Annotated in this window: 15 protein-coding genes; 8 read left to right on the top strand and 7 right to left on the bottom strand. The window is 58.6% G+C overall.

Annotated features, from left to right (window positions below; translation table 11 throughout):
• Nucleotides 1-60 precede the first annotated feature (60 nt).
• The 4 genes from ACH2ED_RS20865 to ACH2ED_RS20850 form a co-directional block, all read right to left on the bottom strand.
• The gene (locus ACH2ED_RS20865) at nt 61-633 is read right to left on the bottom strand and encodes a hypothetical protein (protein ID WP_395094660.1); all 573 of its coding nucleotides are present in this window, start codon (nt 631-633) and stop codon (nt 61-63) included.
• Nucleotides 634-817: 184 nt separating this feature from the next.
• Nucleotides 818-1441 carry a Uma2 family endonuclease gene (locus ACH2ED_RS20860; RefSeq protein ID WP_395094659.1) on the bottom strand — a complete coding sequence of 208 codons (624 nt, stop codon included), beginning with the start codon at nt 1439-1441 and terminating at the stop codon, nt 818-820.
• A 24-nt stretch (nt 1442-1465) separates the two neighbouring features.
• Nucleotides 1466-2056, bottom strand: a complete 591-nt coding sequence (locus tag ACH2ED_RS20855) for a DUF6250 domain-containing protein (RefSeq protein WP_395094658.1) — start codon at nt 2054-2056, stop codon at nt 1466-1468.
• A gap of 7 nt (nt 2057-2063) precedes the next feature.
• The gene (locus tag ACH2ED_RS20850) at nt 2064-4727 is read right to left on the bottom strand and encodes a Tat pathway signal sequence domain protein (protein ID WP_395094657.1); all 2664 of its coding nucleotides are present in this window, start codon (nt 4725-4727) and stop codon (nt 2064-2066) included.
• An 87-nt stretch (nt 4728-4814) separates the two neighbouring features.
• Between ACH2ED_RS20850 and ACH2ED_RS20845 the strand changes: the two genes are divergently transcribed.
• The 8 genes from ACH2ED_RS20845 to ACH2ED_RS20810 all read left to right on the top strand — a co-directional run bounded on the left by ACH2ED_RS20845 (nt 4815) and on the right by ACH2ED_RS20810 (nt 11707).
• A complete protein-coding gene (locus ACH2ED_RS20845; protein ID WP_395094656.1) occupies nt 4815-5612 on the top strand; it encodes a fumarylacetoacetate hydrolase family protein in 798 nt (265 codons plus the stop codon).
• Nucleotides 5612-6337, top strand: coding sequence for an SDR family NAD(P)-dependent oxidoreductase (locus ACH2ED_RS20840; protein WP_395094655.1), 726 nt, complete (start codon nt 5612-5614; stop codon nt 6335-6337). Before ACH2ED_RS20845 ends, ACH2ED_RS20840 begins: the two co-directional genes overlap by 1 nt.
• The gene (locus ACH2ED_RS20835; RefSeq protein WP_395094654.1) at nt 6337-7746 is read left to right on the top strand and encodes a hypothetical protein; all 1410 of its coding nucleotides are present in this window, start codon (nt 6337-6339) and stop codon (nt 7744-7746) included. The genes ACH2ED_RS20840 and ACH2ED_RS20835 overlap by 1 nt, the downstream gene beginning before the upstream one ends.
• 68 nt (nt 7747-7814) lie before the next feature.
• Complete coding sequence (locus tag ACH2ED_RS20830) at nt 7815-8393, top strand: RNA polymerase sigma factor (RefSeq protein ID WP_395094653.1); 579 nt, start codon at nt 7815-7817, stop codon at nt 8391-8393.
• Entirely contained in the window at nt 8390-8929 is a 540-nt protein-coding gene (locus ACH2ED_RS20825) for a hypothetical protein (RefSeq protein ID WP_395094652.1), read from the top strand. Before ACH2ED_RS20830 ends, ACH2ED_RS20825 begins: the two co-directional genes overlap by 4 nt.
• Nucleotides 8930-8987: 58 nt before the next feature.
• A complete protein-coding gene (locus tag ACH2ED_RS20820; RefSeq protein ID WP_395094651.1) occupies nt 8988-10139 on the top strand; it encodes a glycosyltransferase in 1152 nt (383 codons plus the stop codon).
• A gap of 27 nt (nt 10140-10166) precedes the next feature.
• A complete protein-coding gene (locus ACH2ED_RS20815) occupies nt 10167-11093 on the top strand; it encodes an alpha/beta hydrolase (RefSeq protein WP_395094650.1) in 927 nt (308 codons plus the stop codon).
• An 8-nt stretch (nt 11094-11101) separates the two neighbouring features.
• On the top strand, nt 11102-11707 hold the full coding sequence (locus tag ACH2ED_RS20810; protein WP_395094649.1) for a hypothetical protein: 606 nt from the start codon (nt 11102-11104) through the stop codon (nt 11705-11707).
• 10 nt (nt 11708-11717) lie between these two features.
• Here the strand turns inward: ACH2ED_RS20810 and ACH2ED_RS20805 are convergent, their stop codons facing one another.
• The 3 genes from ACH2ED_RS20805 to ACH2ED_RS20795 all read right to left on the bottom strand — a co-directional run.
• Nucleotides 11718-11942 carry a hypothetical protein gene (locus tag ACH2ED_RS20805; RefSeq protein WP_395094648.1) on the bottom strand — a complete coding sequence of 75 codons (225 nt, stop codon included), beginning with the start codon at nt 11940-11942 and terminating at the stop codon, nt 11718-11720.
• Nucleotides 11942-12256, bottom strand: coding sequence for a hypothetical protein (locus ACH2ED_RS20800; RefSeq protein ID WP_395094647.1), 315 nt, complete (start codon nt 12254-12256; stop codon nt 11942-11944). The genes ACH2ED_RS20805 and ACH2ED_RS20800 overlap by 1 nt, the downstream gene beginning before the upstream one ends.
• Nucleotides 12257-12288: 32 nt before the next feature.
• Nucleotides 12289-12700: DUF1501 domain-containing protein (locus ACH2ED_RS20795; RefSeq protein ID WP_395094646.1), on the bottom strand; the 412-nt coding region annotated here is incomplete at its 5' end.

Genomic DNA, 12700 nt, shown 5'->3' with positions numbered 1-12700 from the left:
AGCGGGCCATCGCGATACCACCCTCTTTTTCGAGGCTATTGGAACCTGGAAAGCAACGGGTTAGAAGGAGGAAACATATGTTCGTCCGTACAGTGCATCGCCGGTTGTGGTACAGGTCTTCAGTGAAGGATGAAGACTCCTATCGGTTGGTTTTGTAATGACGAAGGTACCCGTTTTTGGTAGTACAACCGTACCATTACGTTTGAGCTGGACAGCTGCGAGATCGGGACGTCTACTCTTCAGTTCAGGGACAACCTCAGCGAACCCTTGCAGGACCAGCTCATTACTGAGGTTCTTGCCATCCGATAGCAAGATAATATCACCAAAAGTGATAGAGACGTTCTTACTGCTACGATCCGTTCCAAGGTAACGATATTTTAGCTTCTTATCCTTCAAAAACTCCCGAACGAACCTACTACACTCTTCCCTTCGAACCACACTCAAGTGAGATGTTGTAATAGCATGCAAGCTAATTGAGATCAGGGAACCACCCTCAATAGGATTGAGATCAAGGTCGATAGTATCACCAATGATCACTGCACCAATGGTGACAATACGGTCTTCACGACCATGTGGGTCTGCCTGATCTAGCCAGCCAAGGGTAAAACAGCTTAGGAAACTCTTGCGGTTCATGATATTACCTGGGAAATATTTTATGCCGGATTGTAGCATATAAGCAACGATTTAGGTGGCAAGTCGGCAGGAGCCACGAAACTAATCGCCGCATACGAGCAGCTGGCTACTCGGGCGCGCGACGACGGATATTCTCCGCCTCGCAGTTGCCACCGGCTTCCCATTTCGTCAGGAAGAGATTGCCTCAGGCTATCTGCTCTGAGAGTGGCGGGAGAATTTCGGCGATAGCAATGCCATGCTCGGGGGCGGCTTCGGGGGAAACGGTCTGGGTTTCGTCGTAGACGGCGACACTGCGGTACTCATCCCCGACGGGGTTGCGGTGGACGATCACGGTGCGACCTGTGAGATTGACCACCCAGTATTCGGGAACCCCAGCGGTGGCGTAGAGCTTTGCCTTGATGCCTTTGTCGCGCCAGAGCGTGCTGTCGGAGACCTCGACCACCAACCGAAACTCGCTGCCTGGGGGAATGCCCGTCTTGAGATACTCGCGGCGTGGCTTGATAGTCACCGAGGCGTCAGGTTCGGGCTCGCTGATCTCGCTGGCAAAGAGAGAGCTAGGGATGCGGACGTAGTCCCAGCCGAAGCACTCGACCAGAAGACGAATCAGCTCCGTATTGACAAAAGTATGGGGTTCATTGGGCATGATCTTGACGATCTCTCCTTCCAGTAGCTCATAGCGGCTATCCGCGAGCCAGCCCGCGTCATCCATCATGCGAAACGCGGCCCGCGTCCAGCGAACTTGACCCGTCTCCGGGTCGTAGCCGAGTGCCTTCTCCGCTATATCTTGTGGTAATGCAGCCAGTGCCATACTCACTATGTTACCGCCGCAAGCCTATCCCTGCCAGACGCGGAATTTTTGAATTTCAAGATGACTGGCGACGGTGCGAAGGCCAAACCAGCCGCACACGTACGGCTCAGGATCGTCGTAGGTGAAGAGCGTTTTGCCGTCGCGGGCGTACTCAATGTGCTTGCCATTCGCGACGATCCGAATCTTCTGCGGAGTATTGGGTTTGAGCAGAAACTCCGGGGCGCTCAGATCGTGCTCGGGGAGCAGTGGACGGTTGCCCGCCTGCCCGATGTAGCGTCGAAAGCGGGTGGTAGTGTTGGCATTGCCCCCCAACCCGACATAGTAGCACCTCAGCATATCGTAGCTGGCAAAGGTCCCGTTGCGCTTGACTTTACTCGGGTCGTCCTGGCTCATCCAGAAGCAGTTCAGATCACTCACCCGATCATTCAGACCGCCTTTCGCAACGGCCATCGCCTCGTACTCAATTACCAGCGGGCCAACAAGCTCATGGCGAAACCAGACCGTGCAGCCACGCGGCACGTCTATGCTCAGCTTTCCATTCCGTGCTGTCACGCTTCCACCCGACTCAAGCTCGGTCAGCCAGTTCTCTGTGTTCTTGAAATCATCTCGGTGCACTTGGGTCTTACCGTTCCCGTCTTCGGCGTGGGGCGGCAGGCAGCTCCGTCGGCAAATACTCCCCGATGAGTGCGAGGTTCTGGATGGCGGCGAGGCCCCACTGCGACGCGGCATTGGTCGAGAGACCGAAGCCTTCGTCCACGGGGTTCAGCACCGCTGGCCCCGAGATGCGGGTGAACACCAGATCGGTGCGGACACCAAGGCCCGCTGCGCCGCTGAAGAACTCTTTCCAGGCCCGCTCAGCGAGGGTTTTGTCGCCTTTGCGTTTGGCTGCGTAGGCTGTTGCGCGAGAATGCGACTCCCCTAAATTGAGAGGGCGCGTTTGGATATTGTACTGGATGCAGTACTCCAACCACGTTTTCTCGTACTCGGGAACCGTGAGGAGGGAGAGGAGCTCGGAGTTGATCTCGATGCCCCCAAAAACCACATTGAGGTGCGAGAAACTCAGCTTGTTGCCCGGCCCGACAAAGCGCTTGGTGGCGAGATCAAAGCCACTGCCACCCGCGAGCCAGCCCTGCGGCAGCGCCCCGATACTCTGCATTCCCGCCAGCAAGCGCTCGCGCCAGCGACTATCGCTGGTGCGCTCCCACTCGGTGAGCCAGGCGGCGGCGAGCGAGCACCACTCCGTGCCGAAGCTCATCTGGACGATATTCGCAGCGTGGGTTGGGTCAGGAGCCTGCGGCGAGTCGCCGGGTGCGAGCTTGCGGCCAATCTTCACGGTGAGTAGGCGCTGATCGGAGTCCACTAGATCACGCATCAGATCGCCCGTGCGCTCGTCGGCGGTGAGGTAGTAGAAAAAGCGCTTGTAGGCAGCGGTGCTCACGCGCGGCTGCTTGGAGCTATCGCCCCAGTGCTGCACGTTGTGCCGCGAGCCAAAGCCAGCAAAACGCCCGATATGGTGGACATCCACTTCGCTGGTATGCCGGGTCATGGCCTCGGCGAGGCGAAAAATCTCGGCGCCCCCCGTGCGCAAGAAGCTCGTCCAGAGCCAGAGATCCGGCGAGAGCTCGGAATTGGCCCAGGCAAAGCCACCGATATCGTACTTCCACTCGTGGCGGTCGGAGTCGTAGCTGTGCATGACATCGCCAAAGTCCCAAAAGCCGTACCAGCGCCGCTGCTCCACTTGCCGCAGATACGTTTCGAGGAGATAGTCTAGTTGGTCCTCAATAGCTTTTCGAGTGGCCGTGCTCCGGTCGGGAAGATCCCAGTCGCCAAAGACCCCGGCGGCGTGCAAGTGCGCGGGCGCGGCGGCAAGCTGGGGTGGCTTGCGAACAACCTCGGTGAGGGTGTTCAGACGCTCACGACTAGGCGTTGCGTCGAGTGCCCAAAGAAACAGCTCGCTGGTACGTGCCACACCGTAGGGTGAGCCCCAGCCTTTCTCGTAGTCCTCGTAGGTAACATCCAGCCCTTCAAGCTCGTGTGGATGCGTCTCCATTCCGAGGCCATCATGATAGAACCGCAGATCCATCGGCCCGGCATCCGGGGCGTAGAGCCAGGCTGTGACAGTTGCTTTGTCGCTTGCCGCATTCCGAATATCCAACTGGACGGGGTGGCGCTGCCAGAAATCGCGCAGCCCCAGCACCACTCCCCCCAGCGAGACCACGCCGCCCGCCCGTTTGCCCGCACCCGCACGAATCCAGGCATGGCCGGGCTTGGTGCGCTTTCGAATCTCAAAACCGTCGGCGGTGAGCTGGGAGAGCGTGAAGTCACTCCAGGCCGGGATGCGCTCGATATTGCGTGCTACAACACCCGCAACTTCCCCGGCGGGCTTTCCCGCGATCTGGTTTGCCCGTGCCGCCTGGCCTGGATCGCGCCGCAAGCCCGTGAGCGGGCGCACGGCTTCAGCGAAGAGTCCACTTGCCTCACCTGAAAAGCGTACGTGTCGGTCGTGGAGTGGCTCGGATTGGGGAACGACAAACCGCACGCCGAGGCCGCTCAGGAAATCTTTGCTTTCATCGCCATCGAAGACAAAGCTATGGACGAAACGAATGCACTCGCTTCCCGCGAAGAAGTACAGCCGCATGACAAAAGGCAACCAGCTCCCGTGCTTGCCCTCAATCTTGATGACGGCGCGAACTGGCCCACGCTGCTCGACAGTCAGCTTTTCGATCACACCAACGCGCTTGGTTTGCCGCACGGTGCCACCGTCTTCCGCCAGCTCGGGAGCATCGCAGTGCAGGCTGACGAGCTGAGCGCTCTGAACAATCGCTTTCCCGTCGCGCTCGATGGCGGTGATGAGCACATCGCCGCGCTTAGGAACTCGGGCACGGATTGTGCCCGTCTCGATAAGCACCTCGTCGGTAGTTTCAGTGACGGTAACCGTTTGCCGGGGCGCGGCGCTTACCTGCCCAGGAACGAGTTGCAGGGTCGCCGAGGCGTTTTCGAGCACTCCGACCGCATGGCCGCTCCATTTCAGCGAACCGTCTGGCCAGGTTGCCAGTGGCCAGCTCTGAAGTGGTGTCCCGTCACTCAGAGCAAACGCGGTAGTCGGCTTATGGATGCCACGCGGCCAGGGAACTCCCCAGACCGTGCCAGGGACGAACTTCGGTACGCCCTCCAGCCAGCGGAGTTCTGCCGTGTCTAACGGCTCGGCGGCGGCAAGGGGCAGAGTGGCTGTTAGTGCGGCACTCTTCACAAACTCACGTCGTGACATCAAAATTAAATCTTCCATAAACCGGTTTTCCGCAGTGTACCCGAAACCACTCTCCGACGACTACCGACACCCATAAGGGCTTGCGGCAGGTATAATCCTCACAGTATGAAGATCATTCGATTCGTAGACCACGCGGGCAATATCCGCCTGGGAACTCCCACCGACAACACTTTTACCACGGCCACCGCGCTCGATGGCAATTTATTTACCGGCCTCACCCCAACCAAAGAGCTGCTCTCCGTCGCGAAGCTTCTTGCTCCTATCGCGCCGCCCAATATTTTATGTATCGGGCTGAACTACAAGCGCCACGCTGAGGAGAGCGGCATGGCTGTTCCTGACCGGCCACTCCTCTTTATCAAGCCGACCACCACCCTCGCAAACCCGGGCGATGCCATTGTCCATCCCCGAACCACCGAGGAGCTGGACTACGAGTGTGAGCTGGCCGTGGTGATTGGAAAGACCGCTAAGAATGTTAGCGAAGACGACGCACTGGACTATGTGCTCGGCTACACGTGCGCCAACGATGTCTCCGCCCGCGACTGGCAGTTGCGCTACGACAAGCAATGGGCACGCGGCAAGAGCTTCGACACGTTCTGTCCGCTCGGCCCCGTTCTCGTGACTGCCGAGGAGATTCCCGATCCCAATGATCTGCAGATCCAGACACGGGTAAACGGAGAGACGCTGCAAAACTCTAATACCTTTGACATGATCTTCGACGTGTGCGAGATTATCTCGTCGCTCTCGAAAAACTTCACGCTCCTGCCCGGTACGGTGATCCTAACGGGCACCCCGGAAGGCGTCGGGATGGGACGTACGCCCAAGCGCTGGCTCGTGCCCGGTGATGTCTGCGAGATAGAGATCGAGGGAATTGGCGTGCTGACCAACCCTGTAGAGGCGGCATAATGTTTCGCCTTGATGGAAAACGGGCTTTAGTTACCGGCGGAGCTTCCGGGATCGGGGCGGCGATTGCGGAGACGCTCAAGGCGCAAGGAGCGCGTGTCCTGGTGCTCGATCTCAACGATCACGCCGACTTGCCCTGTGATGTTTCTGATCCAGACTCCGTGGCACGGGCTTTCGCCAAGGCCGATGAGCACGGCCCACTGGACTTGCTTGTCTGCTCGGCGGGGATTGGGTTCGTGGGGGATATTCTCAAGACCACTCCGGCGGACTTTGACCGGCTGATGGGGGTCAATGCGCGCGGCCTGTTTCTGTGCTGCCAGGAAGCGGTACGCCGCATGAAAGCATCGGGCAAGGGGGGGAGCATTGTCAATATCTGCTCCATCGCCGCAGAGACTGCGCTAGCCGAGCGCTTCGCCTATGCCGCGACCAAGGGAGCCGTTCTGGCCATGACCCGCTGCATTGCGAAAGACTTCGTGAACGATAAAATTCGCTGCAACGCCGTGTGTCCGGCGCGGGTGCACACGCCCTTTGTGGACGCGTATCTCACGAAGAACTACCCGGGAAAAGAGGCAGAGCAGCTCGCCGTCCTCTCCGCCGCACAGCCGATGGGCCGCATGGGTCAGCCCGCCGAGATCGCCGCACTCGTCGCGTATCTCTGCTCCGATGAGGCCAACTTTGTCACGGGGGCGGCCTACGACATTGACGGCGGCGTGATGGCGATGCACTAGTGGAAAGAGAACTTAAAGCGGGGCCACTTCGTTGTAAGTTTGCCGACGGCGAGCTGCGCTACATAAAGCTAGGCGACACGGAGCTGGTACGCCGGGTGTTTTTTGCGGTGCGTACCAAGACCTGGGACACCCTCGCGCCCAAGCTCACGCGCTGCGATATTGCGCAGACGCCCGATACCTTCACCATTACCTTAGAGGCAATCTGCGAGCGGGGTGCAGCGGGCTTCGACTCCGACGGCGGCTATGCATGGTCCGGCAAGATCGAGGGCAAGCGCGACGGCACGATCACCTTCTCGGTGACGGGGGCTCCGACGCGGGATTTTTCCACCAATCGGATCGGGATCTGTGTGCTCTTTGGGACGCACACAGTCTGCGGACAGAAGTACGAGCTGGCGGGAAAAGACGGGCCACGCTCAGGCACATTTCCTGTTTTCGTCAATGCTCCCCTCACCTTCGAGCAGAACTTCCACGAGCTGCGCTACGGCAACGTCAAAGTCAGTGCCATGGGCGATGGACTTTTCTCCATGGAAGACCAGCGCAACTTCGCCGACTCCAGCTTTAAGGCCTACGTCACAATGCCCTACGCCTACCCGGAGCTAAAGGAAGGCGACGCGCACTCGCAGACAGTGACTATTGCGCTGACGGGCAGTGCGCCCCCTGTAAGACCCGCAAAACCCGTTCAGGGAACGCTCCTGACAGTGGAGGGGTTCGGTGCCGTGCCGGGGCGTGTCCTTCCCGAGATTCGCACGGGCAGCACGGGCGAGCGCAACTGGTTTCACGGGATCAACCACGACCGAGAGAAAGCCAAAGCCGCACCGAGTATCTCCTTTGCCTACTTCCCTGTTGAGCACCTCTACGACGACGACACGTGCTGGGAGAATGTCCCCGTCATCACGGAACTCGCCGAGTCCGCGCGGCAGTTGGCACCAGGTAAACCGATAGATATCCATCACATCGCCCTCACACTCACGCACCCACGCCCTGCGCCCGAGCCGCGCAACGCCAGTCCGATGGGTGCGGCTTGGGCCGCCGACTGTCTCAAGTACGCCGCCCTCGCCGGAGTTCGCAGTGCCACCTTTGACATGGGGCCGGGCCATGCCAGCCGTGTTCTCAAGGCGCTCCAGCCACTCGTCGGCAAGCCGTTTCGCCCCGTGAGCGTCCGTAGCTCCGCGCTCGTCCCTCCCATAGATGCCTATGGGATCGGGGAGAGCGTGATTATTATCAATAAAACCGGTGTGCGCCAGCAGGCCACGCTGGAGAAGCTCGCGCCAGGAAACTGGCAAGCTGTCGAGCTGCACGGCCAGACTCCCGCAGGGATTCTTCCTAAACCGACGGGCGTCACGACGCGGGGTGGCAAGACCAACCTCAACCTCGCCCCGCACGAAGTGCGGATTCTGAGCCGCCGCTGACCGGGTGAAAAAATAATTTGCGCTACGGCGTGACGAAGTGAGCGGGTTGCTGCTCTTTACTGACGACGATGCATGCTTCCCTGGAAATTCAAGACGACGAAGAGCTGGTGGTACTTGCCACACTGGGATCGTTTCCGGCATTTGACGAGCTGATTCGCCGCTATCGTGGCCCCATCACCCTAGCGGCGGAGCAGATTGTCAGAAGCAGGGCGGTGGCCGAGGAGGTCGCTCAGGAAACGTTTCTTGCGGCGTTCTGTGCTCTACCCACTCTGGATGCTCCTGGGGCGATAGGGGGCTGGCTACGCGCCATTGCCCGCAACCTCGCACTCAAGACCCTCCGTCGTGAGCGGCGCTGCACCGCCACCGACGATCTCGAAGCGCTCGTTAAAAGTGCCAGCGCCGAGCTTGCCGTCCCGCCGGACTGGGTAGCGCGGATCGAGCAGGAGGTGATCTTTCAGGCGCTCCAGAGGCTCCCGGAAGACCAACAAGAAGTGCTCTATCTCGCCGCCTACGAAGACTGGAGTGTCGCCCGCATCGCTGCATATCTCTCGGTACCGGAAGCAACCGTCCGTGGCCGTCTCTACCGCGCACGCCAAGCAGTGCGCCACCACTACAATAATCAAAATAGGGAAGAGGAACTACTATGACTGAAGAAACCATGCCAACAGAAACAGACCCGATCACTGAGAAGCGGGCTAAGGAGATTCGGAGAGTCCGGCGCATGATCGGCGAGCTCTACTCTCTCGCCGAGCACGCGAGTCTCTCCGGCGCGTTCCGAAAAGACGGTGCCACCGAGGCTGTTCGAATCTACAACGATACTCTGGCAGTACTTCAGACCCACGGCGTCGAGCTCCAGGGGATGTTCGCTCCACTACCCGGCGACGCCAGCTTTGACCGGATCGGCGTGGCGAGCCGCTTGCTGCGTGGGTATCTGGAAGACGACGACGAGGAGGCTTCCTCGGGGAAAATAAAAAACAAGGGGGTCAAGATCATGGTGGGCAGACACGGGGAGCACGGCGGTCATATCGCGATGGAGGAGCTGGGAAAGCTCAAGGATATTGGATCCGTCATCCGCGAGCACCTCCCCGACTGGCTCCGTGAGGCTCCTCCCGCGCCGCCCGTGCCGCCCACGCCACCGGTGCCACCTGTACCGCCTGTACCGCCTGTTCACAGAGAGGACTGACTAGATCGCTTTCGCTCCTGCGACCGAAACACAAGTCGCGGGAGCGAATCGCGGTACAATGACCACAACAATGCGTGTTGGTTTGTTCACCGAAAGCTACGAACCCGTGATCAACGGGGTTTCGACGTCGGTAAAGACACTTGCTCTGGAGCTCATCGCGGACGGCCACGAGCCCGTTGTTCTAGCACCACGCTACCCCGGCTACGCGGACAGCAACGAAATCACAGTGCGTCGGCTCCCCTCCTGGGTCTCCCCCTGGAACCCAGAGAATCCCTTTGCCCACTCCCCACTTCTAGGGCAGCCGATGGCGCTACGCAATCTTCCCTTGGACGTGGTGCACACGCAGCAGCCCTTTGGAATGGGCATGCATGGCCGCCGCCTTGCCCGCCAGCTTGGCGTGCCCCTGGTCTCGACCTTTCACACTCTCTACCATGAGTACACTCACTACGTTCGCCCACTTCCGCCTGCCCTGAGCCACTGGTGGCTCTCGCGGCACCTGCGCCTCTACTACGAGGGCGACTGTACCCGAGTGATCGTCCCCTCACGCGCTACAGGGGAGATCCTCGTGCGATTAGGAGTTTCGGAGAACAAAATTTCTGTGGTACCCACGGGCATCCCACCGCTGCGCCCCGTTCTGCCCGCAGAGTGTGCTGCCGTGCGGGAGCGCTACCGGCTTCCCGAAGGGGCTCCCGTGCTGCTCTATGTCGGGCGGCTTGCCAAAGAGAAAAACATTGAGGCACTCTTCGACGGCCAGGCGCACTGGCCCGATGACGCGATTTTATTGCTTGTCGGAGGAGGGCCTGCACTGGAGGAGCTAAAATCCAAAGCGGAGAGCCGACAGCTCGCCCACCGGGTACGTTTTGCCGGGTTCGTCCCCCGCATGGATCTTCCCCCGATCTTCGCCACCGCGACTCTCTTTGTCTTCCCCAGCCTCACCGACACGCAGGGTGTTGTGCTCTCGGAAGCACAGAGCTACGGCCTCCCATGCATCGTCGCGAACGGCGGAGGTGCCCCGGAGTTCGTCCGCGACGGTATAGACGCTCTCGTGGTCGCCCCAGAGCAAATCGGCCCCGCCGCCGCGTCGCTCCTCACGGATCCGAGCCGACTCCAGGCGTTTTCCTGCGCCGCCCGCCAGAGTCCGCTCCACCCCACCCCCGCCGAGATGGCCCGACAGATCGTCGCCGTCTACGAAGCCGCCCGCAATGACTGAATAACTGAAGGGATTTGATAGAACTCAATGCACCGAAAAATGCTTCTCTGCCTGCTGCCAATGCTTCTCTGCCTCCTGCCACTCTTGCTCACCTCGGGGGCAATCGCCCACGCTGCCCAGACACCGCCACAGATCCAGACACCGCCACAGATCGTCAACCTCTGGCCCGACGGCTCCCCAACTCTCAAGGGTGCGGGTGAAAAAGAGCTGCTCAGCCCCATGGATCCCAAGCCCGGCCAGCGGATTAACTCCATCCGCAATGTACACACGCCCACGATAGAAGTTCGTTTCCCCTCCGCTGAGAAAGCCACGAGCACGGTGATTATTGTCGCGCCGGGCGGCGGGCATAACCAGCTCGTCTGGGGCAGCGAGGGCACGGATATCGCTCAGTGGCTCAATAGCATCGGGGTTACTGCTGTGATCCTCAAGTACAGACTGGCCCAGACACCGGGCTACAAGTACACAGTCGAGGGGGAGGCACTGCAAGACACCCAACGCGCCGTGCGGATCATTCGCGCCCGCGCCGCCGAGTGGAAAGTGGATCCCGCCAAAGTGGGAATTCTAGGCTTCTCCGCAGGCGGCGCGCTCGCCGCTCTCGCAGACATTCGCTTTGACCGAGGCAAGCCCGACGCCACCGATCCCATTGAGAAGCTCTCGTGTCGCCCGGACTTTGTGGGACTGGTCTACCCCGGCTGGGCTCCGATGGACATCACCGCTCCCAAAGACGCCGCACCGGCATTTCTCACCAGCGCGGGCCTCGACGATTCTTTTCACGCGAAGCAGACAGTCGAGTTCTACAACGAGCTCTTCAAAGTAGGCGTCCAAGCCGACCTGCACATCTACGCCCACGGCGGTCACGGCGGCGCCATCAGCGAGCGTAAGGGAATCCCATTTGGCACCTGGCACCTGCGTCTCAAAGACTGGCTCGCCGATCTGGGAATGCTAAAGCGATAGAATAGAGTATGCCCTACAGTGAGTTCACCATTGAGCAAGTCGAAGCCGAGCTTGGGGTCACCCTGCGGCAAGAGAGCGGCCTCTTCGAAAACATTACACCCGTTAGCGTGAGTCCCCGCTTGCGAGAAACGCTCGAAGAAAACCTAGGGATTGCGCTCGCCAGCCGCACAGAAAAAGCGCGGTCAGAGATGCTCGTCGCCCCGATCTTGATTGAAGTACGTCGGCAGCTTGAGCGGCGTATCACGCTCTTTTCGGGTGTCACTTTCGATGTAGATTCCGCCCATGGCCTGAGCGGCCAGTGCGACTTTCTCATCAGTGCGGAACCCAACGCCATGACCATCACCGTCCCCGTGGTCGCCGTGGTCGAGGCCAAGAACGACAACCTCAAGCTCGGCCTGGCTCAGTGCGCCGCCGAGATGGTCGCTGCCAGCCGCTTCAACGCCCGTCGTGGCCGCGAAGAAACCCCGGTTTATGGCACCGTCACCACCGGCACCCTCTGGACATTTCTCGCCCTACGCGGCTCCGTCATCCTCGCCGACCCCAACGAGCACTCCCTCGAAAGCCTCGAAATGATCTTGGGAATTCTCTGTTACATGGCACGATTGGAGATATAGTTCGAGATTATTAGCGTCGCTTTGATTTACCCCCAACAATAACGTAATATGTTGGCCCTATTTCTTCACCAAGCGCATTTTGTCTTTTTATATAAGAATTTACTCTTTGTATATGATCATTATATTGCCCACGGTCTTTTTCATAAATCTCAACAAATGCATTTCTTCTATTTATATTATTATTATAATCTTCAATTAACTTATTAAATTTCTCAACATCATTTCTAGGCATCATTAATTCAGGATATATTTTTTTTTCATTTCTTTAATATTTAAATCCAAAGGATCTAATTCTTTTTCAATAACATCTATATCATGATTACGTTCTTCTAATTTATTCTTTTCTTGACTCAGTAAAATTTCTTCAGATTTTATTTTATTTTTAACATCATCAAGTTCCCGATACTGATTCAGATGCAATAATTTCTGACAACCAACTAATCCACCATTTAACACCAAATTAAACAAGACTATAACGATGACTGTGCATATGCCTCCGATAATCTGTTTGACACATCCAGGTTGTACTCCATCTATTTTTTTACTCATAAGGTTACATCCCCGCTACAATTTACATTAGATTATACCAGAATATCTTTCACGACACGGGCGGGTTCGACGCCGCTGAGTTTGGCGTCTAAGCCCTGGAACTTAACCGTGAAGCGCTCGTGGTCCACTCCGAAGAGGTGGAGCATGGTGGCGTGCAGATCATGGACACTCACGACGTTCTCGACGGACTTGTAGCCCAGCTCGTCGGTGTTGCCGTAGGTCGTGCCGCCTTTGATGCCACCGCCTGCCAGGAAGATCGAGAAGGCGTTGATGTGATGATCGCGCCCGTCGCCTTGGCCCATCGGAGTGCGGCCAAACTCCCCGCCCCAGATGATTAAAGTGTCGTCGAGCATCCCGCGCTGCTTTAAGTCCGTGATCAGTGCCCAAGAAGCTCTATCGCACTCGACGGCGGCCTGTGTGATGGCGTTCTTGACGCCGCCGTGG

This window comes from Armatimonas sp. (assembly GCF_043757465.1).
Lineage (GTDB): Bacteria > Armatimonadota > Armatimonadia > Armatimonadales > Armatimonadaceae > Armatimonas.
This window is presented reverse-complemented; position numbering and strand designations above follow the sequence as displayed.